26 protein-coding genes are annotated in these 26066 nt (G+C 71.5%); 18 read left to right on the forward strand and 8 right to left on the reverse strand.

What is annotated here, in order from left to right; translation table 11 throughout:
* Positions 1 to 61 precede the first annotated feature (61 nt).
* A complete protein-coding gene (locus J3486_RS27260) occupies positions 62 to 1135 on the forward strand; it encodes a hypothetical protein (protein WP_207824833.1) in 1074 nt (357 codons plus the stop codon).
* Here the strand turns inward: J3486_RS27260 and rarD are convergent.
* Positions 1114 to 2028 carry an EamA family transporter RarD gene (rarD, locus tag J3486_RS27265; RefSeq protein WP_229378707.1) on the reverse strand — a complete coding sequence of 305 codons (915 nt, stop codon included), beginning with the start codon at positions 2026 to 2028 and terminating at the stop codon, positions 1114 to 1116. The genes J3486_RS27260 and rarD overlap by 22 nt on opposite strands.
* Positions 2029 to 2226: 198 nt before the next feature.
* On the reverse strand, positions 2227 to 3084 hold the full coding sequence (locus tag J3486_RS27270) for an SDR family oxidoreductase (protein ID WP_207824837.1): 858 nt from the start codon (positions 3082 to 3084) through the stop codon (positions 2227 to 2229).
* Between the two features lie 122 nt (positions 3085 to 3206).
* On the opposite strand from J3486_RS27270, the gene J3486_RS27275 reads away from it, so the two are divergent.
* The 3 genes from J3486_RS27275 to J3486_RS27285 all read left to right on the forward strand — a co-directional run bounded on the left by J3486_RS27275 (position 3207) and on the right by J3486_RS27285 (position 4647).
* Positions 3207 to 3356, forward strand: a complete 150-nt coding sequence (locus tag J3486_RS27275; RefSeq protein ID WP_207825284.1) for a hypothetical protein — start codon at positions 3207 to 3209, stop codon at positions 3354 to 3356.
* Positions 3357 to 3592: 236 nt separating this feature from the next.
* Complete coding sequence (locus J3486_RS27280; RefSeq protein ID WP_229378708.1) at positions 3593 to 4114, forward strand: DUF6082 family protein; 522 nt, start codon at positions 3593 to 3595, stop codon at positions 4112 to 4114.
* A gap of 296 nt (positions 4115 to 4410) precedes the next feature.
* Positions 4411 to 4647: a hypothetical protein gene (locus tag J3486_RS27285; RefSeq protein WP_207824839.1), complete on the forward strand. Its 237-nt coding sequence runs from the start codon at positions 4411 to 4413 to the stop codon at positions 4645 to 4647.
* 85 nt (positions 4648 to 4732) lie between these two features.
* Here J3486_RS27285 and J3486_RS27290 read toward each other — a convergent pair whose 3' ends face one another.
* The 5 genes from J3486_RS27290 to J3486_RS27310 all read right to left on the reverse strand — a co-directional run bounded on the left by J3486_RS27290 (position 4733) and on the right by J3486_RS27310 (position 11648).
* A complete protein-coding gene (locus J3486_RS27290; RefSeq protein ID WP_207824840.1) occupies positions 4733 to 5821 on the reverse strand; it encodes a 2-oxoacid:ferredoxin oxidoreductase subunit beta in 1089 nt (362 codons plus the stop codon).
* Entirely contained in the window at positions 5814 to 7760 is a 1947-nt protein-coding gene (locus J3486_RS27295; protein WP_207824841.1) for a 2-oxoacid:acceptor oxidoreductase subunit alpha, read from the reverse strand. Before J3486_RS27295 ends, J3486_RS27290 begins: the two co-directional genes overlap by 8 nt.
* Before the next feature lie 318 nt (positions 7761 to 8078).
* Entirely contained in the window at positions 8079 to 8750 is a 672-nt protein-coding gene (locus J3486_RS27300; protein ID WP_207824842.1) for a response regulator transcription factor, read from the reverse strand.
* A 185-nt stretch (positions 8751 to 8935) separates the two neighbouring features.
* Positions 8936 to 10306 (reverse strand): sensor histidine kinase, encoded by a 1371-nt coding sequence (locus J3486_RS27305; RefSeq protein WP_207824843.1) that lies wholly within the window; start codon positions 10304 to 10306, stop codon positions 8936 to 8938.
* 127 nt (positions 10307 to 10433) lie between these two features.
* Positions 10434 to 11648, reverse strand: a complete 1215-nt coding sequence (locus tag J3486_RS27310) for a sensor histidine kinase (RefSeq protein WP_207824846.1) — start codon at positions 11646 to 11648, stop codon at positions 10434 to 10436.
* A 187-nt stretch (positions 11649 to 11835) separates the two neighbouring features.
* Between J3486_RS27310 and J3486_RS27315 the strand changes: the two genes are divergently transcribed.
* The 13 genes from J3486_RS27315 (at position 11836) to J3486_RS27375 (ending at position 24190) form a co-directional block, all read left to right on the forward strand.
* On the forward strand, positions 11836 to 12219 hold the full coding sequence (locus J3486_RS27315; RefSeq protein ID WP_207824848.1) for an NADH-quinone oxidoreductase subunit A: 384 nt from the start codon (positions 11836 to 11838) through the stop codon (positions 12217 to 12219).
* Positions 12210 to 12809 carry an NADH-quinone oxidoreductase subunit B family protein gene (locus J3486_RS27320; RefSeq protein ID WP_207824850.1) on the forward strand — a complete coding sequence of 200 codons (600 nt, stop codon included), beginning with the start codon at positions 12210 to 12212 and terminating at the stop codon, positions 12807 to 12809. The genes J3486_RS27315 and J3486_RS27320 overlap by 10 nt, the downstream gene beginning before the upstream one ends.
* Positions 12806 to 14383 carry an NADH-quinone oxidoreductase subunit C gene (locus J3486_RS27325; RefSeq protein WP_207824852.1) on the forward strand — a complete coding sequence of 526 codons (1578 nt, stop codon included), beginning with the start codon at positions 12806 to 12808 and terminating at the stop codon, positions 14381 to 14383. Before J3486_RS27320 ends, J3486_RS27325 begins: the two co-directional genes overlap by 4 nt.
* Complete coding sequence (locus tag J3486_RS27330; RefSeq protein ID WP_207824854.1) at positions 14380 to 15348, forward strand: complex I subunit 1 family protein; 969 nt, start codon at positions 14380 to 14382, stop codon at positions 15346 to 15348. The genes J3486_RS27325 and J3486_RS27330 overlap by 4 nt, the downstream gene beginning before the upstream one ends.
* Positions 15348 to 15989 carry an NADH-quinone oxidoreductase subunit I gene (locus tag J3486_RS27335; RefSeq protein ID WP_229378684.1) on the forward strand — a complete coding sequence of 214 codons (642 nt, stop codon included), beginning with the start codon at positions 15348 to 15350 and terminating at the stop codon, positions 15987 to 15989. Before J3486_RS27330 ends, J3486_RS27335 begins: the two co-directional genes overlap by 1 nt.
* Positions 15986 to 16570: an NADH-quinone oxidoreductase subunit J gene (locus J3486_RS27340; RefSeq protein WP_207824856.1), complete on the forward strand. Its 585-nt coding sequence runs from the start codon at positions 15986 to 15988 to the stop codon at positions 16568 to 16570. Before J3486_RS27335 ends, J3486_RS27340 begins: the two co-directional genes overlap by 4 nt.
* On the forward strand, positions 16570 to 16974 hold the full coding sequence (gene nuoK / locus J3486_RS27345) for an NADH-quinone oxidoreductase subunit NuoK (RefSeq protein ID WP_207824858.1): 405 nt from the start codon (positions 16570 to 16572) through the stop codon (positions 16972 to 16974). Before J3486_RS27340 ends, nuoK begins: the two co-directional genes overlap by 1 nt.
* Positions 16971 to 19001 carry an NADH-quinone oxidoreductase subunit L gene (locus tag J3486_RS27350; RefSeq protein WP_207824861.1) on the forward strand — a complete coding sequence of 677 codons (2031 nt, stop codon included), beginning with the start codon at positions 16971 to 16973 and terminating at the stop codon, positions 18999 to 19001. The genes nuoK and J3486_RS27350 overlap by 4 nt, the downstream gene beginning before the upstream one ends.
* Before the next feature lie 6 nt (positions 19002 to 19007).
* A complete protein-coding gene (locus tag J3486_RS27355; RefSeq protein WP_207824863.1) occupies positions 19008 to 20645 on the forward strand; it encodes a NuoM family protein in 1638 nt (545 codons plus the stop codon).
* Complete coding sequence (locus J3486_RS27360) at positions 20642 to 22180, forward strand: NADH-quinone oxidoreductase subunit N (RefSeq protein WP_207824864.1); 1539 nt, start codon at positions 20642 to 20644, stop codon at positions 22178 to 22180. The genes J3486_RS27355 and J3486_RS27360 overlap by 4 nt, the downstream gene beginning before the upstream one ends.
* 92 nt (positions 22181 to 22272) lie before the next feature.
* Positions 22273 to 22731, forward strand: coding sequence for a large conductance mechanosensitive channel protein MscL (gene mscL, locus J3486_RS27365; RefSeq protein WP_207824866.1), 459 nt, complete (start codon positions 22273 to 22275; stop codon positions 22729 to 22731).
* A gap of 203 nt (positions 22732 to 22934) precedes the next feature.
* The gene (gene htpX / locus J3486_RS27370) at positions 22935 to 23801 is read left to right on the forward strand and encodes a zinc metalloprotease HtpX (RefSeq protein ID WP_207824868.1); all 867 of its coding nucleotides are present in this window, start codon (positions 22935 to 22937) and stop codon (positions 23799 to 23801) included.
* Positions 23798 to 24190, forward strand: coding sequence for a YccF domain-containing protein (locus J3486_RS27375; RefSeq protein WP_207824870.1), 393 nt, complete (start codon positions 23798 to 23800; stop codon positions 24188 to 24190). Before htpX ends, J3486_RS27375 begins: the two co-directional genes overlap by 4 nt.
* 9 nt (positions 24191 to 24199) lie before the next feature.
* On the opposite strand, the gene J3486_RS27380 is transcribed toward J3486_RS27375, so the two are convergent.
* Positions 24200 to 25450, reverse strand: coding sequence for an APC family permease (locus tag J3486_RS27380; protein ID WP_207824872.1), 1251 nt, complete (start codon positions 25448 to 25450; stop codon positions 24200 to 24202).
* Positions 25451 to 25588: 138 nt separating this feature from the next.
* Between J3486_RS27380 and J3486_RS27385 the strand changes: the two genes are divergently transcribed.
* Entirely contained in the window at positions 25589 to 25861 is a 273-nt protein-coding gene (locus J3486_RS27385) for a GlsB/YeaQ/YmgE family stress response membrane protein (RefSeq protein ID WP_207824873.1), read from the forward strand.
* Positions 25862 to 26066: the final 205 nt, after the last annotated feature.

Here is a 26066-nt window from a genome sequence, read left to right on the forward strand (position 1 = left end):
ACAGGCACGGCAGGTCCACACGGCGCACGAGGGCACGCGGAACGGCAGGGAGGCGGACAGCATGCGACACGGTCGTCCAGGAGCGGGACTGGTCCGCGGCGTCGGCGCCGTCACCTGTCTGACCACCTTCGCCCTCACCGGCATCGGCACCGTCCTCGTCACGCGCTTCTCCCTCGCGCAGGCCGGATACCCGAAGCTGGGCGGCGGGAGCGGCAGCCATCTGCACATCGCGCACATGCTGTGGGGCGGGCTGCTGATGGCGGCCGCGCTGCTGCTCGCGGTGGTCTTCCTGGGGCGCACGGCCCGGCTCGGCGCGTGTCTCGTCGGCGGCGTCGGCTTCGGCCTGTTCATCGACGAGGTCGGCAAGCAGATCACCGACGAGCCCGGCTACTTCTACCGGCCGGCCGCCGGGATCATCTACCTCAGCTTCGTCCTGCTCGTCCTCCTGGCCCGGCTGCTGCGCCGCCGCGCGCGCCGCGCCCCGCTCACCGCCGCGCAGCGCACGGCCAACGCCGCCGACCTCGCTCTGTCCGGCATCGCGTCGGGCCTGACCGAGACGGAGCGCCAGGACGCGCTGAGCCTGGTCGTGGACTCGCCGGACCCGGCCGACCGGGCGCTCGTCCAGCTCCTGACGGCTCTGCCCGAGCGGGCCCCGGGCCCCGCCGAGCGCCTGCGCAGGACCCGGGACCGCCTGGAACGCACCCTGCGCGGCATCGCCCGCACCCGCCCCGCCGTCACCGTCGCCGTGCTGTGGGTGGTGATCGAGGCCGTCGTGTTCGCCGTGTGGATGAGCGTGGCCCTGCTGGGCGGCCGCCTGGACGGCGATCCGCAGTGGGGTGCCTGCGTCGGGGTGATGGCCAGCGCGGTCGTCGCGGGCGGGTTCGGGGCCGCGGCGGCGGTCAGGCTGCTGCGCCCGCGCGCGGACCCGGCGACGCCCTACCGGCTGCTGCGCCGGGCACTCCTGACCGATCTGCTGTGCGGCCAGGTCTTCAAGTTCACGGTGAACCAGTTCGCTGCGGTCACCGAGCTCGCCCTGAACCTGGTGCTGCTGGGCGTCGTCACGGTCGCCGTGCAGCGCACCGAGCTACGGGTGCCGACGCCCCGGGCGGCGGTTCAGACGGCGGACTCCCGCTGAACCTCGGCGCCCGCCGGGTCGGGGGCGGCGGCCGCGGCGGCGGTGGCCCGGGCCAGCCGGATCCGCCCGGACCGTGCGGTGCGCAGCGCGTCCCACGTCAGCACGACCAGCGCCAGCCACACGAGCCCGAACCCGGCCCAGCGCTCGCCGGGCATCTCCTCGTGGAAGTAGAAGATCCCGAGCATGAACTGGAACACCGGCGCCAGATACTGCAGCAGCCCGAGCGTGGACAGCGGCACCCGGATCGCGGCGGCGCCGAAGCACACCAGCGGAATCGCGGTGACGAGCCCGGTGGAGGCGAGCAGCGCCGCGTGCCCGAACCCTTCCTGCGCGAAGGACAGCTCGCCCCGCGCCGCCAGCCACACCAGGTAGCCGAACGCGGGCAGGAACTGCACGGCCGTCTCGGCGGCCAGCGACTCGACGCCGCCCAGATCGACCTTCTTCTTCACGAGCCCGTACGTGCCGAACGAGAAGGCGAGGGTCAGCGAGATCCACGGCGGCCGCCCGTACCCGATGGCGAGCACGAGCACCGCGAGCACCCCGACGCCGACGGCCGCCCACTGCGCGGGCCGCAGCCGCTCGCCGAGCAGCAGGACACCGAGGGCGATGGAGACGAGCGGGTTGATGAAGTAGCCGAGGGACGCCTCGACGACGTGCCCCGCGTTCACGGACCAGATGTACAGGCCCCAGTTCACGGTGATGACGGCGGCCGCGATGGTGACGAGCCCCAGCCGCTTCGGCTGCCGCACCAGCTCGCGCAGCCAGTCCCACTTCCGTACGAAGAGCAGCGCGACGCCCACCACGACGAGCGACCACACCATCCGGTGGGCCAGGATCTCCGCGGCGCCCGCCGGCTTGAGCAGCGGCCAGAACAGGGGCACGAGCCCCCACATCCCGTACGCCGCGAACCCGTTGACGAGCCCGATCCGGCCCTGCTTCTCCTGCTCTCCCCGTGCTCCCTGCTCGCCCTCGGCCACGGCAGCCCCTCCTCCAGACATACGGCAGCCCCGCGGCGGCCACCAAGAAGGTAGCGCCGCGGGGCGGAGTGTGTCATTCCCGTATCGCGATACGGTCCTGACAGCTCGGGCCGGTCACTTGAGGGCCTCGGCGACGGCGTCGGCGACCGGCGTCGTCGGGCGGCCGATGAGGCGGGCGAGGTCGCCGTTGCGGCGGGCGAGCAGGCCGCGCTCGATGGCGGCGTCGACGCCCACGAGGACGTCGGCGAACGCCTCGGGAACCCCGGCGCCGACCAGCATCTGCCGGTTCTCCTCCGGCGTCACGGCCCGGTAGGTGACCTCCTGGCCGGACTGCCGGGCCACCTCGGCCGCGTACTCGGCGAGCGACCAGGCGACGTCGCCGCTGAGCTCGTACGTCGCGTTCTCGTGCCCCTCGCCGGTCAGTACGGCGACGGCGGCCGCGGCGTAGTCGGCGCGCGAGGCCGAGGCGACACGGCCCTCGCCGGCGCTCGCGACGACGGCGCCGTGGGCGAGGACCGGGGCCAGGTTGGCGGTGTAGTTCTCGTGGTACCAGCCGTTGCGCAGGAACGTGTACGGCAGGCCGGAGTCGAGGATCGCCTGCTCGGTGGCCTTGTGCTCGTCGGCGAGCGAGAAGTCGGCGTCGGGCCCGCCGAGCACGCCGGTGTACGCGAGCAGCGCCACGTCCGCGGCCTTGGCGGCGTCGATGACGGCCCGGTGCTGCGGCACGCGCCGGCCGACCTCGCTGCCGGATATCAGCAGGACGCGGTCGCCGGAGCGGAAGGCGCCGGTCAGGGTCTCGGGGGCGCTGTAGTCGGCGATCCGCAGCTCGACCCCGCGCGCGGCGAGCTCGGCGCCCTTCTCCTTGCTGCGGACGACGGCGGCGATGTCCTGGGCGGGCACGCCCGCGGCGAGCAGTCCCTCGACGACGAGACGCCCGAGCTGGCCGGTGGCACCGGTGACGACGAGGCTCATGTCTGAAATCTCCTTGATGTTCCCCTGTGGGTGGTTCTCACTCACCGTACGACCTGCGCTGTGTATTCGAAAGTACCCACTTCAAAGTAAGTTACGGGTATGGGAGTAAGTAAGGTGCGCCAGTGGACGCAGCGGACGACGCCCGGCGAGGGGCGGCGGAGCAGGTGCGGGCGCCGGCGGACTGGACGGAGCGGCGCGTGGGGGCGGTGGCGGACGCGCGACTGGCGTACGACGCCGCGCGCGGGGATCGAGGGGGCGCGAACGAGGCGTGAACCGGGCCAGCCGGGTGCGCTGGGCGCTTCCTGCGGGTGACGTAGGTTGCACTTACCTTTGGCATGTCTTCATTACATAAAGGGCACACACCCGATAGGGCGCCCACCGTCACGCATCCCGCCATCCATCCGTGCGCCCCTGTCCACCTCCCGCGCCATCCGGACCCGCTCGGCACCCTGGAGGTGGGACGCTCCGCCCGTTCGCCGACCCGGGGGGTCGCCTTGACATGGCCGCAATGACATCGCCCTTGCGGAGGGTGGGTGCCTGGCTGACGGCTGGCTCCGCTCGCCGCCGTCACCGAGACGAGCTGCTGGAGCGGCTGGTTGAGGAGATGCGCCGCGCGAACACCCTGCGCCAACACACCTTGTTCCTGGACCAGTTGGACCGCGCCATCGCCGACCCTGACCTCGCCGCGGCCCTGAGTACCCTGCCGGACCTGACCGTCAAAGAACGCCGACTGATGTTGTGGGCCAACCGGGAATACTCGGTGCTGCTGCTCGCGCACCGGGTCGGGGCGTTCTGCTGGGACGAGCTGATCGGGAACCTGCGCGTGCTGTGTACGAACCAGGTCTTCAAGGACTACTGGCAGCGGACCGTGGAACACCGGCGCAGCCTCCCCGACGGATCGCTGGACGCCCGGGTGTGTGCGGTCATGGACAACATGATGGAGGAGCTGGAGTCGGACCCCGACGAGTGGTGGGTCGTGGGCCGCGACCTGGGACCTGAGCCCGACTCGTCTGACAGCCGGCGGGGTTGATCGAACGGACGCCCGAGAGGGGAAGGCGTTGCTTTCGTACGGGTGGCCCACCGGCCGGTGGCCTGGTTGACGCGATCCGGACCCCGTAACGCCAAGGAATCGTAAAGCACCGGATAGAGGGGCGGCCCCGTGGAACCCTGTGCGGCAAGGGGGCAGCACATTACTGGGGGCCATTCGCGTGGACAAGCCGCGCGTCGTTGACGCGAGTCACTGCAAGCGGGGCTGCTCATGTTGCGATGCCGCCTGTGATCTGCCGCAGTCGCGGCAGGGTGGGTGCGCGTAAGGGAGTCCCGACTGTGAAGATCGTCCGTCGAGTGGGGGACGCGCCTCGTGCAAGGGGCTGCGGGACGGGCGAGACCTGTCCGGACATCTTCGAGTTGAGCGACAGCAACTTCGCGGTGATCGGCACGGAGGCCACCGAGGCGTTGCGCGGCCAACTCCCCCCTGGTGTCACGCTCGGCCGTGATGAGCGCCTTGTCATCATCACCCGCAAGACCCTGATCCGGGCCAAGCGCGACCTCCCCGACGCCTGATCGCCGGACGGCGTCTGATCACCAGACATGGCTGAGGGCCGGACCCCGCCCGTGGTCCGGCCCTCACGCACGTACCGCTGAAGCGTCAGCCCACCACGGTCCAGGTGTCCCCGCCGGCCAGCAGGGCCGCCAGGTCTCCCTTGCCGTTCTGTTCGATCGCCGAGTCGAGCTGGTTGGCCATCTCCGTGTCGTAGACCGGGCGTTCCACGCTGCGGAAGACGCCGATCGGCGTGTGGTGCAGGGTGTCGGGGTCGGCCAGGCGGGAGAGGGCGAAGGCGGTGGTCGGGGACGGGGTGTGGGCGTCGTGGACCAGGATCTGGGAGCGGTTGGCGTCCGTGACCGGGACGACCTTCAGGTCGCCCGTCGCCGCGTCGCGGACCACGCCCTTGGAGGCGTTCGCGCCGAAGGTGATCGGTTCGCCGTGTTCCAGGCGGATGACCGCTTCCTCTGCCTGCTGCTTGTCCTTGAGGACCTCGAAGGCGCCGTCGTTGAAGATGTTGCAGTTCTGGTAGATCTCCACCAGCGCCGTGCCGGGGTGGTCGGCCGCCGCGCGGAGCACCGAGGTGAGGTGCTTGCGGTCGGAGTCGACGGTGCGGGCCACGAAGGACGCCTCCGCGCCGATCGCGAGGGAGACCGGGTTGAAGGGGGCGTCCAGCGAGCCCATCGGGGTCGACTTGGTGATTTTGCCGACCTCGGAGGTGGGGCTGTACTGGCCCTTGGTGAGGCCGTAGATGCGGTTGTTGAAGAGGAGGATCTTCAGGTTCACGTTGCGGCGCAGGGCGTGGATCAGGTGGTTGCCGCCGATGGAGAGCGCGTCGCCGTCGCCCGTCACCACCCACACCGAAAGGTCGCGGCGGGACGACGCCAGGCCCGTCGCGATCGCCGGGGCGCGGCCGTGGATGGAGTGCATCCCGTACGTGTTCATGTAGTACGGGAAGCGGGACGAGCAGCCGATGCCGGAGACGAAGACGATGTTCTCCTTGGCGAGGCCGAGTTCGGGCATGAAGCCCTGCACCGCCGCGAGGATCGCGTAGTCACCGCAGCCGGGGCACCAGCGCACTTCCTGATCGGACTTGAAGTCCTTCATGGACTGCTTGGCCTCGGCCTTGGGGACCAGGGACAGAAGCGTCTCCGTCGAACCCTCGGCTGCTTCCGTGGTCGTCGTGTCAGCCATCGATCGTCTCCTTGAGCGCCGTGGCGAGCTGCTCGGCCTTGAACGGCATGCCGTTGACCTGGTTGTAACTGTGGGCGTCCACCAGGTACTTGGCCCGGATGAGGGTGGCGAGCTGGCCGAGGTTCATCTCGGGGATCACCACCTTGTCGTAACGCTTCAGGACCTCGCCCAGATTCCGCGGGAACGGGTTGAGGTGGCGCAGGTGGGCCTGGGCGATGGATTCGCCGGCCGTGCGCAGCCGGCGGACCGCGGCGGTGATCGGGCCGTAGGTCGAACCCCAGCCCAGGACCAGGGTGGTGGCGCTGCCGGTGGGGTCGTCGACCTCGATGTCCGGGACCTGGATACCGTCGATCTTGGCCTGGCGGGTGCGGACCATGAAGTCGTGGTTGGCCGGGTCGTAGGAGATGTTCCCCGTGCCGTCCTGCTTCTCGATGCCGCCGATGCGGTGCTCCAGGCCCGGGGTGCCGGGGACGGCCCAGGGGCGCGCCAGGGTCTGCGGGTCGCGCTTGTAGGGCCAGAACACCTCGGTGCCGTCGTCCAGGGTGTGGTTGGGCCCGGACGCGAACTGCACCCGCAGGTCCGGCAGTTCGTCCAGCTCGGGGATGCGCCACGGCTCGCTGCCGTTGGCCAGGTAGCCGTCCGACAGGAGCAGGACCGGGGTGCGGTAGGTGACCGCGATCCGGGCCGCCTCCAGGGCCGCGTCGAAACAGTCGGCCGGGGTGCACGGGGCGACGACCGGGACCGGTGCCTCGCCGTTGCGCCCGTACATCGCCTGCAGCAGGTCGGCCTGCTCGGTCTTGGTCGGCAGACCGGTGGAGGGCCCGCCGCGCTGGATGTCCACGACCAGCAGCGGCAGTTCGAGCGAGACGGCGAGGCCGATGGTCTCCGACTTGAGGGCCACGCCGGGGCCGGAGGTGGTGGTCACGGCCAGGCTGCCGCCGAAGGCCGCGCCGAGCGCCGCGCCGATGCCGGCGATCTCGTCCTCCGCCTGGAAGGTACGTACGCCGAAGTTCTTGTGCTTGGACAGCTCGTGCAGGATGTCCGAGGCCGGGGTGATGGGGTACGAGCCCAGGTACAGCGGCAGGTCTGCCTGCTTCGACGCGGCGATCAGGCCGTAGGACAGGGCCAGGTTCCCGGAGATGTTGCGGTAGGTGCCCACCGGGAACGCGGTGGCGGCCGGCGCGACCTCGTAGGAGACCGCGAAGTCCTCGGTCGTCTCGCCGAAGTTCCACCCCGCGTGGAACGCGGCGAGGTTCGCCTTCATGATCTCGGGCTTGCGCGCGAACTTCTGCTTGAGGAACTTCTCCGTGCCCTCGGTCGGCCGGTGGTACATCCACGACAGCAGGCCCAGCGCGAACATGTTCTTGCTGCGCTCGGCCTCCTTGCGGGACAGCTCGAACTCCTTGAGCGCCTCGACCGTCAGCGTGGTCAGCGGCACCGGATGCAGGTGATAGCCGTCCAGCGAGCCGTCCTCCAGGGGGCTGGCGTCGTAGCCGACCTTCGCCATCGCCCGTTTGGTGAACTCGTCCGTGTTGACGATGACTTCGGCGCCGCGCGGCACATCGCCGATGTTCGCCTTCAACGCCGCCGGGTTCATCGCCACCAGCACGTTCGGCGCGTCGCCCGGCGTGAGGATGTCGTGGTCGGCGAAGTGCAGCTGGAAGGAGGAAACCCCCGGCAGAGTGCCTGCGGGGGCCCGGATCTCGGCCGGGAAGTTCGGCAGCGTCGACAGGTCGTTGCCGAACGACGCCGTCTCCGAGGTGAACCGGTCACCCGTGAGCTGCATACCGTCACCGGAGTCACCCGCGAACCGGATGATCACCCGGTCCAGGCGCCGTACGTCCTTGCTGGATTCACCCGCAGGTGAGCGCTGTTCCCCGACCACAGCACCATCTGCGCTGTCGGTCTGCTCGGCTGCGCTACTGACCTGGCTGGTCACTGAACTGGACCTCCCTCGGGGCGGCTGTGCGGGCAGGGCCGTCCCACGGCCTTCCCAAGGCCCACCCTACGTCTGTAAGGGTCACCTTCCTCTGAGCGTTCGCATCGCGGACCCGGAAATGAGACGGCTTGTCGCCCCGGTTTGTCATGATCCGCCCACCCCTCCGGGTCCCACTCGAAGCTGTCGCGACGCTGTGGGGAAGACGCCCTCGGCTCGTCCTTTGGTTCTATGTCTGGATCCGGACCGGATCCCTCCGGGGCGGCGGCGCGTCCCGGCAGGTGACCCGATTCCTTCCATATCTGACAGCGTGTCAGTCGATCAGGAGTTCAGGTAGGTCAGGACGGCGAGAACCCGCCGGTGATCCCCGTCACTCTGCGACAGACCCAGCTTCAGAAAGATGTTGCTCACGTGCTTCTCGACCGCGCCGTCGCTCACCACGAGCTGGCGGGCGATCGCCGAGTTCGTGCGGCCCTCCGCCATCAGGCCGAGAACCTCGCGCTCGCGCGGCGTGAGGTTCGCCAGGACGTCCTGCTTGCGGCTGCGGCCGAGCAGCTGGGCGACGACCTCCGGGTCGAGCGCGGTGCCGCCCTCGGCGACGCGCACGACGGCGTCCACGAACTCCCGTACCTCCGCGACCCGGTCCTTGAGCAGATAGCCCACCCCGCGGCTCGACCCCGCGAGCAGCTCGGTGGCGTACTGCTCCTCCACGTACTGCGAAAGGACCAGGACCCCGAGGTCGGGGAACCTGGCGCGCAGCTGGACCGCCGCGCGCACCCCCTCGTCCGTGTGCGTGGGCGGCATCCGCACATCCGCCACGACCACGTCCGGCAGCTGGGCCTGCTCACCGAGCTCGGTGATGGTCTTGACCAGCGCCTCGCCGTCGCCGACCCCGGCGACCACGTCGTGCCCCCGGTCGGTCAGCAGCCGGGTCAGGCCCTCCCTGAGCAGCACTGAATCCTCGGCGATGACCACCCGCACCCTGTCCTCCATGTTTCGCGACACGTCCTTGGCCCCCCAGTGCCCCGGCGAACCTGTTCACCGGGGCCAGTTCTGACAGGTCCAGCATTCCAGCATCGGGGGCCGGGTGCGCCCGTGCGGCCGAAAGTAGGGGGCGGATGCAGCCGCACGGAAGCGGGGCGGCACCTGTGGGATGCCGCCCCGCCGTGCCGGGTGGGTCAGGCGCGCCGCCACGGGAGCTCGGCGGTGACCCGGGTCGGGCCCGCGGCCGGCGAGTCGACCAGCAGGATCCCGTCGACCGCGTCGAGCCGCTCGGCCAGACCGGAGAGGCCCGAACCGGCACCGGCGTCTGCGCCGCCCACCCCGTTGTCCTGCACCTGGAGCATCAGCCGGTCCCCGGCCCGCCACACGTCGACCGTGGCGCGGGTCGCCCGGCTGTGCTTGCTCACGTTCTGCAGCAGCTCGGAGACGGTGAAGTAGGCGATGCCCTCGATCGCGGGCGCCGGGCGCTCCTTCAGGTCCACCTCGACCACGACCGGGACCGTGCAGCGGGAGGCGACGGAGGACAGGGCCGCGTCCAGGCCGCGGTCGGTGAGGACCGCCGGGTGGATGCCGCGGGCCAGGTCGCGCAGTTCCTGCAGCGCGGTCTTCACCTCGCCGTGCGCCTCGTCGACCATGCGGGCCGCGGCCTCGGGGTCCTCGGCCAGCTTCTCCTTGGCCAGCCCCAGGCCCATGGCCAGGTTGACCAGCCGGGCCTGGGCGCCGTCGTGCAGATCGCGCTCGATGCGGCGCAGGTCGGCGGCGGCGGTGTCGACCACGACACCGCGGTCCGACTCCAGCTCCACCACGCGGGAGGCGAGCCGCGACGGGCCGAGCAGCCCGCCGACCATCAGCCGGTCCACCGTGGTCAGGCCCCGGATGATCCACGGCGTCACCAGCACGACGAGCAGACCGGCCAGCGAGGTGAGCGCGATCTCGAAGGGGTTGTTCAGATACACCGAGTGGGCGCTGTCACCGTAGAGCTGCAGGCCCGCCTGGCCCGCGTACATCGGGAAGACCCACTGCCACAGCGGGTACGTGAACAGCGCCCAGCCCATCGTCCAGAACGCGAGCGACACCGAGAACGCGAAGGTCGCCCACGGGAAGTGCAGCACCCCGTACAGCAGGTGCCGCCAGGAGACGCCGCTCTTGAGCGTGGCGCCCATCCAGGCCAGCGGGCCGCCGCCCTTGCGCGGCCGCACCGGCTCCGGCGTGCCGACCTCCAGGCCGAGCAGGCCGCGCGCCCGGGTCCGCTCCAGGGAGCCGAAGGCGCGCGCCCCGGCGAGCCCGGCCGCGAGCACCGGCACCCCGATGAAGGTGATCAGCAGCCCCACACCGAGCGACGTCATCGTCACCACCCAGGTGAAGAAGGCGATGCCGATCGGCAGGGACACCAGCTGGTAGGCGAACTCCCGCCAGGTCCGGCCCTCGATCGGTGCGCGCAGCCAGGCCGGGAGACGGTTCAGGCCACGGTGCGGCCCGTCACCGCGGGAGTCGTCCTCGTACGAGTACGCGTACTCGTCGCGATATCCGTACTGCTGCGTGGCCATCGGGGTGCCGTCCGTTTCTGCCGAGAGGGCTGGTGTGCCGTTCTGATTCCAGGGTCCCTGGCGGCGGCCGACCGGGCCATGCGGCGGGTCGGCGTCTTCGACCGGGGGTTTTCCCTACCCCCGGCCCTCAGTCCTTGCCGACGGGCAAGCGGTCGCGCCACGGCAGCTCGGCCGTGACGGTGGTGCCGCCGCCCTCCGGCGAGTCCACGACGAACACGCCGTCGACCGCGCCGAGCCGCTCCGCGAGCCCGGCCATGCCGGTGCCCTTGTCGAGGCTCGCGCCGCCCTGCCCGTCGTCCTGCACCTGGATGAGCAGCCGGTCGCCGGAGCGCCACACCTCCACGCTCGCCTTCGTGGCCCGGCTGTGCTTGCTGATGTTCTGCAGCAGCTCGGAGACGGTGAAGTAGGCGATGCCCTCGATGGCCTCGGCGGGGCGGGCCGGCAGATCGGCCGTCACCTTCACCGGGACCGTGCAGCGGGAGGCGACGGAGGACAGGGCCGCGTCCAGGCCGCGGTCGGTGAGGACCGCCGGGTGGATGCCGCGGGCCAGGTCGCGCAGTTCCTGAAGGGCGAGCTTCACCTCGCCGTGCGCCTCGTCGACCATCGCCGCCACCGTCTCGTCGGCCTGGCCCTCCAGGAGCTTCTCCTTGGCCAGGCCGAGGCCCATCGCCAGGTTGACCAGGCGGGCCTGGGCGCCGTCGTGCAGATCGCGCTCGATGCGGCGCAGGTCGGCGGCGGCGGTGTCGACCACGACACCCCGGTCCGACTCCAGCTCGGCGATCCGCCGCTCCAGCTCGTCGGAGGGCGAGAGCAGGGCCCGCACCATCGCCCGGTCGGCGTTGGCCAGGCCGCGCGCGATGAACGGCAGCACCGGCCACAGCACCAGCAGCGACGGCAGCATCAGGGCGAACGTCAGCACGCTCCACGGCAGCCGGATCACCTCGTACAGCACGGCGCGCCAGCCCACCGGGTCCTTCAGACCGTTCCACAGCCAGCCGAAGAACCCGCCCGCGTTCCGCACCGGCAACGGGCTCGGCTCCTCGATCCGCACCCCGAGCAGCGCCCGGGCCCGGCCCCGCTCGATGCGCGCGATCAGCCGCGCGCCGCGCAGTCCGCCCGCGATCAGCGGCAGCCCGATCACGGTGACCGTCAGGCCGGCGCCGAGCGCCAGCATCGTCACCGCGTACACGAAGCCGACGAGGGCCAGCGGGAAGCTGCTCAGGAGATACGCGATCTCCTTCCAGGTGTGCCGGTCGAGGGCGAACCGCGCCGGCGGCAGCACGGGACGGTCGTCGTCAGGGCCGCCGCCCGTGGCGTCGGGGGCGTGGAGTGGCTCGGTCATAACCGAAAGGGTGCCCTGCGCGCTCGGGCCCGCGCCATGAGGCGGACTGCCCGGGACGAACGGGGGATAACCCCACCTCGCACCGCCGCCGCCCCGCACCGGGCTGCTTACCGTTCCTTTAACAGGCCCTAGACTCCGTGTCCGTACAGATCGTCGAACACACCAGACACGCGAGGGGCGCTGAGACGTGACCGTCATCGCGGCGGACTACTTCCACTCGTACTCGGTGGTCGGGCTGCTCGCCGTCGTCGGCGTGCTGTTCGTCGCCGTGGCCTTCGGCGCGGGCAAACTGCTGCGCCCGGTGGTGCCCACCCGGGAGAAGTTCCTCACGTACGAGTGCGGTGTCGACCCCGTCGGTGACGGCTGGGCGCACACGCAGGTCCGCTACTACGTGTACGCCTTCCTCTACGTGATCTTCGCGGTCGACTCGATCTTCCTCTTCCCCTGGGCCACGGTCTTCGCCGCGCCGGGATTCGGTGCGGCGACGCTCGTCGAGATGTTCATCTTCCTCGGCTTCCTGGCCGTGGGCCTGCTGTACGCATACAAGAAGGGCGTCCTCTCGTGGACGTGAGTGGCGTGACTCCTGCCCCCGTGGATCTGCCGGAGCCGAAGCGGCTCGGCGTGCTCTCCCGCCTGGCCCCCGAGCCGATGAAGGTGGTCCTCAACTGGGGCCGCCGCTATTCGCTGTGGGTCTTCAACTTCGGCCTCGCCTGCTGCGCCATCGAGTTCATCGCGGCATCGATGGCCCGTCACGACTTCATCCGGCTCGGCGTGATCCCGTTCGCGCCGGGGCCGCGCCAGGCCGACCTGATGGTCGTGTCCGGCACGGTCACGGACAAGATGGCGCCGGCCGTGAAGCGCCTGTACGAGCAGATGCCCGAGCCGAAGTACGTCATCTCGTTCGGCGCCTGCTCCAACTGCGGCGGCCCGTACTGGGACTCGTACTCCGTCACCAAGGGCGTCGACCAGATCATCCCGGTGGACGTGTACGTGCCCGGGTGCCCGCCGCGCCCGGAGGCGCTGCTCCAGGGCATCCTCAAGCTCCAGGAGAAGATCGCCCGCGAGTCGCTCGGCGAGCGCTACGCCGCGACGGGTGCGCCCTCCGCGGCCGCCCTGAGCAGCCCGCTCGTGCAGCCGCCGAAGCCGGGGGGTGCCGCGTGAGCTGGCTGCCCGCTCCCGTCGAGGAGCTGTTCGGCGACGGCGCCACGGCCGAGGAGGCGTACGACCTGCTGACGGTCGACGTCCCCGCCGAGGCGTGGATCGCGTCCCTGGAGACCGCCCGTACGACGCTGGGGTGCACCTATTTCGACTGGCTGAGCGCGGTCGACGAGCCCGGCACCGGGTTCCGCGTGTGCGCGCACGTCGCGGTGGTCGGCACCGCGTCCGGGCCGGGGTCCGTGCGGCGCCTGCTGCTGCGCACGACCGTGCCGCACTCGGCGCCGGTGCTGCCCACGGCGGTCGGCGTGTACGCGGGCGCGGCCTGGCACGAGCGCGAGACGCACGAGATGTTCGGCGTCGACTTCACCGACCACCCCGGGCTCGACCCGCTCCTGCTCCCCGAGGGCTTCGAGGGACACCCGCTGCGCAAGGACTTCGTGCTCGCGGCGCGCGTCGCCAAGGCGTGGCCCGGCGCGAAGGAGCCGGGGGAGCCTGCGGCGGGGGCCGGCCACGGCGGGCCCAAGCGCCGCCAGATGCTGCCGCCGGGCGTACCCGACCCGAACGAGTGGGGCCCCCTGAAGGGCCAGCTGCCGCCTGCTCCGGCCCGGCCCGCGCGGGGCGCCGGACGGGCCGCCGGGGCGGCCGGTGCTCGTGGTGCCGCCGGGGAGCGACCGGCGCGGCGGGCGCGGAGCGCTTCGGAGGGATCGGCGAGCCAGGCCGCGACGCCGGGCGCCGAATCGGCTGCGGCGACGGGGGCGGCTGGGGCTGCGGGTACGGGTGCGGCTGCGGGTACGGCTGAGGCGCCGGGTGCGGCTGCGGGGGCGGGTGCGGCTCCGGGCTCGGCTCCAGGTTCGGGTTCGGCTGCGGCTCCGGGTTCGGCTTCGGGTTCGGGTTCGGATTCGGCTGTGCGGCCGGTGCGGCGGGCGCGGAGCGTTTCGCAGGGGTCGGCGAGTCAGCAGACCGAGACCGGGTCTGAGGCCGGGACTGGGGCCGGGGGCGGGACCGGCGGTGGTCCGGCGAGTGCGGAGACCGGCGGGGCGGCCCCTGCCCGGCGCTCGCGCAGTGCCTCGCAGGGATCGGTTTCTCAGCGCGCGATGTCTTCGGCGCCGAAGACCGCGGCGCCGGAGCCCGCGGCTGCGGAGTCCATGCCTGCGGAGCCCACGCCCGCGGAACCCGCGCCCGCGGAGCCCGCGCCGAAGTCCCGTACGAGCGACGCCCCGTGGCACCACGCCAAGCCGGCGTTCGACGAGGCCCCCGGCACGGGGGCGGAACCGGCACCCGAGGCGCAGGCCGCCCCGGAACCGGTATCGCCCCCGGCGCCGGAGCCTGCGCCTGCGGAGCCCGCGCCCACGAAACCCGCGCCCACGGAACCCGCGCCTGCGGAGCCCGCGCCGAAGTCCCGTACGAGTGACGCCCCGTGGCACCACGCCAAGCCGGCGTTCGACGAGGCCCCCGGCACGGGGGCGGAACCGGTACCCGAGGCGCAGGTCGCCCCGGAACCGGTATCGCCCCCGGAGCCCGACGCTCCGGCCGACGGCGACGACACCCCGAACACCCCTGACGGAGGCGCGCAGTGAACGACGTACTCGACGTCGCCCTGCGCCTCGTCATCGTCTTCGTGGCCTTCCTCGTGCTGCCCCTGGTCGTGGGGCAGACCGAGCACAAGGTCATGGCCCATATGCAGGGCCGGCTCGGCCCCATGTACGCGGGCGGGTTCCACGGCTGGGCCCAGCTCGTCGCCGACGGCGTCAAGTTCGCGCAGAAGGAGGACGTGGTCCCGGCCGACGCCGACCGCCGCGTCTTCCAGATCGCCCCCGCGGTGGCACTGCTCCCGTACCTCCTCGTGCTGCTCGCGATCCCGGTCGGGCCCGGCGACGGCGCCGTCGGCCAGGTCATCGACGCGGGCATCTTCTTCGTGCTCGCCGTGATGGGCGTCGGCGTGCTCGGCGCCCTGATGGCGGGCTGGGCCAGCGCCAACAAGTTCTCCCTGCTCGGCGGTCTGCGCACGGCCGCGCAGCTGCTCGCGTACGAGCTGCCGATGCTGCTCGCCGCCGCGTCGGTCGCCATGGCCGCAGGAACGGTCTCCCTGCCCGGCATCCTTGACGCCTTCGAGTGGTGGTGGCTGCCCTGGCAGATCGTCGGTGCCGTCGTCTTCTTCGTGGCCGGCCTCGCCGAACTCCAGCGGCCGCCCTTCGACATGCCGGTCGCCGACTCCGAGATCATCTTCGGCGCGTACACCGAGTACACGGGCCTGCGCTTCGCCCTGTTCCTGCTCGCCGAGTACGCGGGCATCGTCGTCCTGTGCGGCCTGACCACCGTCCTGTTCCTGGGCGGCTGGCACGGCCCATGGGGCGCGGACGGTCTCGGCTGGGTCTGGACCCTGCTCAAGACGGCGGTCCTGGCCTTCATCGTGATCTGGCTGCGCGTCACGTACCCGCGCCTGCGCGAGGACCAGCTGCAGAAGCTCGCCTGGACCACGCTCGTCCCCCTTGCTCTTGCGCAGATCGCGCTCACCGGAATCGTGAAGGTGGCGATCAACTGATGCCTCCGATCCCCGGGTCCGGCTTGGCCAAGGGCCTCGCCGTCACCCTCCGCACGATGACGCGGAAGACCGTCACCGAGCAGTACCCGGACGTCCAGCCCGAACTGCCGCCCCGCACGCGCGGCGTGATCGGCCTCTTCGAGGAGAACTGCACGGTCTGCATGCTGTGCGCCCGCGAGTGCCCGGACTGGTGCATCTACATCGACTCCCACAAGGAGACGGTGCCGCCGGCCGCGCCCGGCGGCCGCGAGCGCTCCCGCAACGTCCTCGACCGCTTCGCCATCGACTTCTCCCTCTGCATGTACTGCGGTATCTGCATCGAGGTGTGTCCCTTCGACGCGCTGTTCTGGTCCCCGGAGTTCGAGTACGCCGAGACCGACATCCGCGAGCTCACCCACGAGCGCGACAAGCTCCGCGAGTGGATGTGGACGGTGCCGTCCCCGCCCGCCCTCGACCCGGCCGCCGAGGAACCCAAGGAACTCGCCGCGGCCCGCAAGGCCGCCGACAAGCTGGCGGCCGAGCAGCAGGCGGCCGCCCAGGCCGCCCAGCCCGCCCAGGCCACAGCGGCCACAGCGGCCGATGCGGCCGATGCGGCGGATGCGGCGGGCAAGAACGACCCCGGAGAGGAGACACAGGCATGACCACCGCCACCGCAGCCGGCAGTCACGGCTTCCTCTCCCCGACGGGCGTCGAGATCGCCTTCCTCCTCGTCGGCCTGGTCACCTTCGGCGCCGCGATCGTCACCGTCACCACCAAGCAGCTGGTGCACGCCGCCCTGTGGCTGGTCGTCGCCCTCGGCGGCCTCGCCGTCGAGTACCTCCTGCTCACCGCCGAGTTCATCGCGTGGGTGCAGGTGCTCATCTACGTCGGTTCCGTCGTCGTCCTCCTGCTGTTCGGGCTGATGCTGACGCGCGCGCCGATCGGCCGCTCGCCGGACGCGGACAGCCCCAATCGCTGGGCGGCCCTGACCGTCGCCGTGGCCTCCGCCGCCGCCCTGGTCTGGGTCGTCGTCGACGCCTTCCGCACGACGTGGATCGACCTCGACGGCGCCCCGCAGGGCAGCACGGACGTGACCGGCTCGATCCTCTTCAGGCACTGGGTGCTGCCCTTCGAGGCGCTCTCCGTCCTGCTCCTCGCGGCACTGGTCGGCGCGATCGTCCTGTCCCGCAAGAAGAACGCCACCACGACGACCCCGGCAGCCGAAGGCGAGGGCAACCGCTGATGCACCTCGCCTATCCCGCCGTCCTCGCCTCCCTCCTCTTCTGCACGGGCCTGTACGGCGTACTGGCCCGCCGCAACGCGATCCTGGTCCTGATGTCGGTCGAGCTGATGCTCAACGCCGTCAACCTGAACCTCGTCGCCTTCGACGTCTGGCTGCGCGACACCCTCCACGCCGGCCAGGCCCTGACTCTGTTCACCATCGCCATCGCCGCCGCCGAGATCGGCATCGGCCTGGCGATCGTCCTGGCCGTCTACCGCAACCGCGGCACGTCGGACATCGACCGGCTCCGCGACTCCGCCGAGCCCCGCGATCCGGACGACGATCCGGGCGACGACCCGCACGACCCGTCCGCCGGCCCGGTGCCCACACCCGGCGCCGACGAGAAGGCAGAGGCCACCGCGTGACCACCACGACCCTCGCCGTCCTCGTCCCCCTCCTGCCGTTCCTCGGCGCCGTCGCAGGACTGCTGCTGGGCCGCACCGCCCCCGGGTTCGTCCGCCCGCTGGCCGTCCTGCCGACGCTCGCCGCGCTGGTCCTGGCCGTCGTGGTCGCCGTCCAGCAGGGCGGCGGCACGGGCAACGGCACCGCGGCCCTCGACGCGCACACCGAGCTCACCCCGACCGGCTCCGTGCCCATCGAACTCGCCCTGCACGTCGACGGCTTCGCCGCCCTCGTCGCCGTCCTGGTCGGCCTGGTCGCGACCTGCGTCCAGGTGTATTCGACGGGCTATCTGCGCGACGACCCGCGCTACCCCTCGTACGCCGCTCTCGTCTCCCTGTTCACCTCCGCGATGCTCCTCGTCGTCTACTCGGGCGACCTGATGGTGCTGCTGGTCGGCTGGGAAGTCATGGGCATCTGCTCGTACTTCCTCGTCGGCCACTACTGGGAGACCCCCGAAGCGCGCGCCGCCTCCCTGAAGGCCTTCCTGGTCACGAAGCTCGGTGACGTCCCCTTCCTGATCGGTCTGTTCGCGCTCGCCGCGGACGCGGGCTCGTTCCGCATCACGACGGTCCTCGGCAAGGTCGCGAGCGAGAACGGCCTCGACCACCCGACCCTGATCGCGCTGCTGCTCCTGGCCGGTGTGGCGGGCAAGTCCGCGCAGTTCCCGCTGCACACCTGGCTGCCCGACGCGATGGCGGGCCCCACGCCCGTCTCCGCACTGATCCACGCCGCGACGATGGTCGCCGCCGGCGTGTACTTCGTCGCCCGGCTCCTTCCGGTCTTCGCCGCCTCCCAGGCGGCGCTGATCGTGCTCGCGGTGATGGCTGGCGTCACCATGCTCGGCTCGGCCCTCGCCGCGCTCGCGCAGGACGACATCAAGCGGGTCCTCGCGTACTCGACCGTCGGCCAGCTCGGCTACATGACCGGCGCTCTCGCCGTCGGCGACCGCGACGCGGCCGTCTTCCACCTCCTGTCCCACGGCGCCTTCAAGGCGCTGCTGTTCCTCGCGGCGGGCGCGGTCATCCACGCCGCCGGTACCAACTCGCTGGCCGCGATGTCCCGCATGGGCGGCCTGCGCTCCCGTGTGCCCGACGCCTTCTGGACGATGACCGTGGCGCTGCTCGCGCTCGCCGCGATCCCGCCCTTCAGCGGCTTCTTCTCTAAGGAGGCCGTCCTCGGCGCCGCCGAGCACACCGCCACCGGGCACGAGGCCGGCGCCCTGCACGCCCCCGCCGCGTCCGGCTGGATCGTGCTCGTCGCGGGCCTGTTCACGGCCCTGCTCACCGCCGCGTACGCGATGCGCCTGTGGCTGCTGGCCTTCAACGGCCGCGGCCCCGAGGCCCCCGACCACGGCCGGCAGCCGGTCGCGATGAGCGCCGTGCTGTGGATCCTGGCGATCCCCTCCTTCGCCTTCGGTCTCTCCTTCGTGCGGCTGCCCGACTGGTTCGACGGCCGCTCGCTCGCCCCGACGCTGACCACCTCGGTCCTCGGCACGGGCTTCGCCCTCGTCGGCGGCCTGGTCATGTACGCGGCCTGGCGGCACACCACCGCGATGGCGGCCCGCACCGCCGTCCCCCTCGGCGCGGTCGCGATCGACAGCGAGTCCGGCGACGGCGGCCTGGTCGAGGCCGAGGCCATCGCGACCCACGCCCCCGCCTACGGCGATGTGGCGAGCGCCCCCGACCCGGCCGACCCGGGCCGGCTCGTGCTCGGTCCGCTGCACCGGCACGCGGCCGTCGGCTTCCACCTCGACGCGCTGTACGCGGCGCTCTTCGTCCGGCCCGTGCAGGCCGCGGCCGCACTGGTCCGCTTCCTGGACCGCGCGGTCGTCGACACCTACGTACGTGCGGCCGCCGAGGCCCCCAAGGCCCTGGGCTGGGCCGTGCGCCGTGCCCAGACCGGAAACGTGCAGACCTACCTCAGCGCACTGCTCGCCGGCACCGTCGTCCTGGTGGTCGCCGTCGTCCTCGTCGCCACCGCCGGAGCGTGAGCAGCCGTGATCGATATCAGCGAATCCGTGATGCAGCTCCTTCTCGCATTGATCGTCGTCGGCCCGCTCATCGGCGCCGTCCTCGCCCTTCTCCCCGCCCCGCCCGGGCTGAAGGGGAAGTCACCGGACCAGGCCGTGCTCCGCCACGGCGTGGTCGTGACCGGCGTGATCCTCGTCGCCGCGATCGTCCTCGCGCTCGGCTTCGACCACGACACCCCCAGCCAAGCGCGGCAGATGCAGGCCACGACCGACATCAGCTGGATCCCGGCGCTCGACGTCCGTATCCACCTCGGCATCGACGGCATCTCCCTCCCCCTTCTGGTGCTCACGGCGCTGCTGACGTTCCTGTGCGCGCTGTACTCCTACTTCAAGATGCCTGGCGGGCCGTCCCCCAAGGCGTTCGTCGCCCTGATCCTGCTGCTGGAATCGGGCACCCTCGCGACCTTCGCGGTCCTGGACCTCCTCCTCTTCTTCCTCGCGTTCGAGATGGTCCTCATCCCGATGTACTTCCTCATCGCCCGCTGGGGCGGTGAGCAACGAGCGCGGGCCGCCTGGAAGTTCATCCTCTTCACCCTGCTCGGCTCGGTCGTGATGCTGCTCGGCATTCTCCTTATCGGCGTTAAGTCGGGCACGTTCGACATGGTGGCACTCGCCACTGACAACGGCCGGGGGCTGACCTCGTCCGTGCAGGTCATCGCGGTTCTGGCGATCGGGATCGGGCTCGCCGTGAAGACCCCGATGTGGCCGTTGCACAGCTGGCTGCCGGACGCCCACACCGCCGCGCCGACCGTCGGCTCGGTGCTGCTCGCCGGCGTCCTGCTGAAGATGGGTACGTACGGGTTCGTCCGGATCCTGCTGCCGATCGCGCCCGACGGGTTCCGCACCTTCGCCCCGTACCTCGCCGCGTTCGCCGTCGTCGGGATCATCTACGGGTCCCTGGCCTGCCTGAACCTGGCCAAGCAGGGCGCGAAGGGCGATCTCAAGCGCCTCATCGCCTACTCCTCCGTCGGCCACATGGGCTTCGTGCTCCTCGGCATCGCGACGATGAGCCCGACCGGTGTGAACGGCGCGCTGTTCGCCAACATCGCCCATGGCCTCATCACCGGCCTGCTCTTCTTCCTCGTCGGCGCGCTCAAGGACCGGGCCGGCACCAGCGACCTCGACACCCTTGCCGAGCAGGGCGGCATGGCCCTGTACGGCAAGGCCCCGCGCCTGGGCGGGCTGCTCGCCTTCGCCGCCGTCGCCTCGCTCGGCCTGCCCGGACTCGCCGGGTTCTGGGGCGAGATGCTCGCGCTGTTCGGCGCGTTCAAGCCCGCCGACGACCTCAGCCGCCCGGCCTTCCTCGTCTTCATGTCCGTCGCGGCGTTCGGCACCCTGCTCACCGCCGCGTACATGCTCATCGTCGTGCGCCGCGTCTGCATGGGCCCGCCCGTCTCCCGCCACCGCCCTTCCGGCGAGGCGCTGGGCGCCGCCCCTTCTGACCGCCCGGAGCAGGCCGCGGCCGTGACCGACGTCCGCGGGTACGAGTTCGCCGCCTGGACCCCGCTCGTCGCCCTCACCGTCCTCGCGGGCCTGTGGCCCGCCGCGCTGCTCGGCCTCACGAACCCGGCCGTGCAGCAGCTCCTCGCAGGAGGCCTCAAGTGATCGCCGTCGCCGCGCCCTCCGTGGCCTCCCTCGTCCAGAACGTCGACTGGGCCGCGATCGCACCGCCCACGATCGCGGCGGTCGTCGCGCTCGTCGTGCTGGTCGCCGACCTGTTCGTGGGGGAGGGGCGCAAGGCGGTCCTCGGCTGGGTCTCCGTCGCGGGCCTGGCCGCCGCCGGGCTCTCGCTCATCCCGCTCGTCGGTGACGAGCGCTCGACCTTCTGCCTCAAGGGCGTCTCGTACGACGCCTGCAGCTACACGGCGGACCGCTTCACGCTTGTCGTCCAGTTCCTCGTCCTCGCGGGCGCCCTGCTCACCGCGCTGCTCTCGATCAGCACCCTGAAGGACGCCGAGCACGCCAAGAAGCCGTACCCCGAGGGCGAGTTCTGGTTCCTGCTGCTGTCCTCCGCCGCGGGCGCCGCGCTGCTGCCCGCCTCCCGCGACCTGGCGACCCTCGTCGTCGCCCTGGAAGTCGCCTCCCTGCCGGCCTTCGCGCTCGTCGGACTCAAGCAGGGCGACAAGCGCTCCTCGGACGCGGCCCTGAAGTTCTTCCTGTCCTCCGTCACCGCGACCGCCGTCACCCTGCTCGGTGTGAGCTTCGTGTACGCGACGACGGGCAGTCTGCACCTCACGCGCGTGGCCTCCCGGCTCACCCACGTGGACGGCCAGTTCCACACCCTGGCCCAGGCGGGCGTCGCGCTCACGCTCGTGGGCTTCGCCTTCAAGACGGCCGCCGTGCCGTTCCACTTCTGGGTGCCCGACACCTACGTCGGCGCGCCGCTGCCGATCGCCGCCTACCTGTCCGTCATCGGCAAGGCCGTCGGCTTCTCCGGGCTGATCCTCGTCACGGTCGTCGCGTTCCCTTCGTACGCCGACGTGTGGGGCCCGGCGCTCGCCGCCCTCGCCGCGCTGACGATGACCGTCGGCAACGTCGCCGCGCTGCGCCAGCAGGCCACGCGCGCGTACAGCGCCGTCCGGCTGCTCGCCTGGTCCTCCGTCGGCCAGGCCGGCTACCTCCTGGTGCCGATCGCCGCGGCCGCGTACGCGGACGACCCGCAGAAGTCGATCGGCTCCACGCTCGCGTACGCGCTCATGTACGCGGCCGTGAACCTCGGCGCCTTCGCCGTGGCCGCCCTGGTCGCCCGCACGAAGCCGCTCAACCGCCTCAGCGACTACCGGGGCCTGTACGCCTCCCGGCCGCTCGCCGCGCTCGTCCTGGGCTTCTTCCTGCTGTGCCTCGCCGGACTGCCGCCGGGCGTCATCGGCCTCTTCGCGAAGGTCACCGTCTTCTCGGCGGCCGTCGACGCCGGCCTCGGCTGGCTCGCCGTCGTCATGGCCGTGAACGTCGTCATCGCGCTCTTCTACTACCTCCAGTGGACCGCGACCCTCTTCCGCGCCCCCGAGGGCGAACCGACGGCCTACAGGTTCTCCGCGCCGCTCACCGCCGCGATCGGGGTCACGGCCGTCGTCGGGGTGGCCCTTTCAGGGGCTCCACAACTCATCCTCCGCTTTGTGGAGAGTGGGCTGTTTTCGTGAGCAGGCAGCGCCTTAACGCCCCTGTTTGGTACGTTTCGGGGTCGCCTCAGCAAGGCGTCCACCACATCGTCGATCTCTCCAGGAGCAGCACCGTGCTCAGCGGTTTCAAGGACTTCATACTTCGCGGCAACATCGTCACCATGGCGGTGGGCCTCGCCATCGGGTCGGCGTTCACCGCCTTGGTGACAGCCTTCACAACCGCCTTCATCACCCCGCTCCTCGGCTGGGCCACCGGGTCCATCGGCGACTACTCCAAGGCGGAGTTCACCGTCGAGGGCGTGACGTTCCTCTACGGCAAGTTCATCAACGCGGGCATCGCCTTCTTGATCACGGCCGCGGTCCTGTACTTCCTCATCGTGCTGCCGATGATGAAGATCACCGCGCGGGCCGACCGCAACAAGCCGGTCGACATCAAGGCCGCCCTGCGCGACTGCCCCCGCTGCTTCTCGCAGATCCCCGGCATCGCCACCCGCTGCGCGCACTGCACCAGCGAGGTCAAGGCCGACGAGAAGGCCCTGGAGATCGCGGGCCTGCTGCCCGGGCAGCGCTGACCCGGCCGCCCCGTACGGCCTACACGCCGGCCCCGTCCTGAGGCCGCGCACAAGGGAACTAGTCCTCCTCGTCTGGCGTTGACCAGTACGGGAGGGTCCACTGGACAAGGACACACGCATCACGCGCACCGATCCGCGCACCAGTGGCAGCAGCAAGAAATCACGCAGTGGGTTCCCCTGCCGCACCATCAGGAGGGCGTACCGTGCACCGCCGGCACAACGGGCTGAAGACCGCCGTACTCCTCGGGGGACTTTCCGCCCTCATTCTCGTCATCGGCAGCTTCTTCGGCCGTACGGGGCTCATCGTGGGCCTCGTCGTCGCACTCGGGACGAACGCGTACGCGTACTGGAACAGCGACAAGCTGGCCCTGCGCGCGATGCGGGCGCGCCCGGTCAGCGAGTTCGAGGCCCCCGCGCTGTACCGGATGGTGCGTGAGCTCTCGACGCAGGCCAAGCAGCCCATGCCGCGCCTGTACATCTCGCCGACCGAGGCGCCGAACGCGTTCGCGACCGGTCGCAATCCGCGCAATGCCGCGGTGTGCTGCACCGAAGGCATCCTGCGCATCCTGGACGAGCGCGAGCTGCGCGGCGTCATCGGGCACGAGCTCAGCCATGTCTACAACCGGGACATCCTGATCTCGTCGGTCGCGGGCGCCCTCGCCTCCGTGATCATGTTCCTGGTGAACTTCGCGTGGCTGATCCCGGTCGGCCGCTCCAACGACGACGACGGTCCCGGCATCTTCGGGATGCTCCTCGTCATGATCCTGGGCCCGCTCGCCGCATCCCTGATCCAGCTCGCCATCAGCCGCTCCCGGGAGTACGAGGCCGACGCCTCCGGGGCCCAGCTGACCGGCGACCCCCTGGCCCTGGCCAGCGCCCTGCGCAAGCTCGACGCCGGGACGAAGCAGCTGCCGCTGCCGCCCGAGCCGCGGATCGAGACGGCGAGCCACATGATGATCGCCAACCCCTTCCGCCCCGGCCAGGGAATGTCCAAGATGTTCTCGACGCACCCGCCGATGGCGGAGCGCATCGCACGCCTGGAGCAGATGGCAGGAGGCCACCACCAGTGAAGACCGTCCTGAACGTCATCTGGCTCGTCCTGAGCGGCTTCTGGCTCTTCCTCGGGTACCTGTTCGCGGGGCTGCTGCTCTGCATCACGATCATCGGCATCCCCTTCGGGATCGCCGCCTTCAGGATCGGCGTCTACGCCCTGTGGCCCTTCGGGTACACCACGGTCGAGCGCAGGGACGCGGGCGCGCCCTCCTGCGTGGGCAACGTGCTGTGGCTGGTCCTGGCCGGCTGGTGGCTGGCGCTCGCGCACATCTTCACCGGCATCGCGCTGTGCGTGACGATCATCGGCATCCCGTTCGGCATCGCCAACTTCAAGATGATCCCGATCTCGCTGCTGCCGCTGGGCCGCGAGATCGTGCGTACGGACCAGCCGTTCGCGGCCCGTTAGGGCCGTTCCTCAGGGGGTGCTCCTCGCGGCACGCGCGCGTACCGCGTACGCGAGGGCCCCCACCACCAGCACCGCGGCCCCCGTCACCACCGAGGAGAGCGGCAGCGAGCCCGCGAGCACCAGGCAGCCCACCGCGCCGAGTGCGGGCAGCACCCGCGCGCGCAGGGCCGGATCGAGCGTCCACGCCGAGGCGTTGGCGATCGCGTAGTACACCAGCACGCCGAACGACGAGAAGCCGATCGCCCCGCGCACGTCCCCGAGGGCGGCGACCACCGCCACCACCGCGCCCACGGCCAGCTCGGCCCGGTGCGGCACCTCGAAGCGCGGGTGCACGGCCGCCAGGGCGCCCGGCAGATGCCGGTCCCTGGCCATCGCGAGGGTCGTCCGCGACACCCCCAGGATCAGTGCGAGGAGCGAGCCGAGCGCCGCGACCGCCGCTCCCACCCGGACCACGGGCACCAGGGCCCCCGCCCCGGCCGCCCGCACGGCGTCCGCGAGCGGCGCCGAGGCCCCCGCGAGGCCGTCCACGCCGAGGACCGCGACCACGGCGGTGCCCACGGCCGCGTACACGACGAGGGTGATGCCGAGCGCCACCGGGATCGCCCGCGGAATGGTCCTGGCCGGGTCCCGCACCTCCTCGCCGAGCGTCGCCACGCGCGCGTACCCGGCGAACGCGAAGAACAGCAGTCCGGCCCCGCCCAGGACGCCGCCGACGCCCTCGGACAGGCCGGGGGCGAGCCGGCCGGCCGAGGCCGCGCCCGAGGTCGCGCACGCCACGACGACGGCCGCGAGCACCGCGAGCACGACGGCGACGATCAGCCGGGTCAGCCGGGCCGACTTCTGCACACCCCGGTAGTTCACGGCGGTCAGCGCCACCACGGCGGCCACCGCCACCGCATGCGCCTGCTGGGGCCACACGTACGCCCCCACGGTCAGCGCCATCGCCGCGCACGACGCCGTCTTGCCGACGACGAACGCCCAGCCCGCCAGATACCCCCACAGCGGACCGAGCCGCTCCCGCCCGTACACGTACGTGCCGCCGGAGAGCGGATACAGGGCGGCGAGCCGGGCCGACGCCGTCGCGTTGCAGTACGCCACCACGGCCGCCGCCGCGAGCGCGTACCAGAGCCCCGAACCGGCCGCCCGCGCCGCGGGTCCGAGCGCGGCGAAGATCCCCGCGCCGATCATCGCCCCGAGTCCGACGAGGACCGCGTCCCGGACGCCCAGGGCCCGGCGCAGGGAGCTTCCCGACAGTGTCATGTGCTGCACCTTAGAAGGTCGGACGCAACCGCGGCGGGCCTACTTGTCGTCTTTCAGGGCAACAGTGGATCAAGGGACGGCGACGTCGTCGCACAGCTCCTCCACAGCAACGCCGCACGACAGGAAGGCAGTCACGGCATGGGCATCATCAGCTGGATCATCCTGGGCCTGCTCGCCGGTGCCATCGCCAAGATCCTGCTGCCGGGCCGCGACCCGGGCGGCCTGATCGGCACCACGCTCATCGGTATCGCGGGCGCCTTCATCGGCGGCTGGATATCGGCCCGCTGGCTCGACCGCCCCGTCACCAAGGACTTCTACGACGGCGCGACCTGGGTCTCCGCGATCGGCGGCGCCCTCGTCCTGCTCATCCTCTACCGCATCTTCTTCGGCAACTCCCGCGAACGGCGCTGAGCCCGCGCCCGGCCCGCACCGCACACACGGCGTCCCACGCGCCGACCGCTCGGAGTTCCCGAGTGCGCCCCGTGCGCCGGGGCGCAGCCCCGTCTCGTCAACTTGCCTTCGCGCAACCCCTGCTGACCCTTCGTGAGGTCTCTCCGCGGAACCGTGGGGCACGGGCCGCCCGTTGTGGAAGCATTGCAAGTTAACGGGGAGGTGG

Origin of the sequence: Streptomyces sp. VRA16 Mangrove soil (assembly GCF_017377775.1) — a bacterium.
GTDB lineage: Bacteria > Actinomycetota > Actinomycetes > Streptomycetales > Streptomycetaceae > Streptomyces.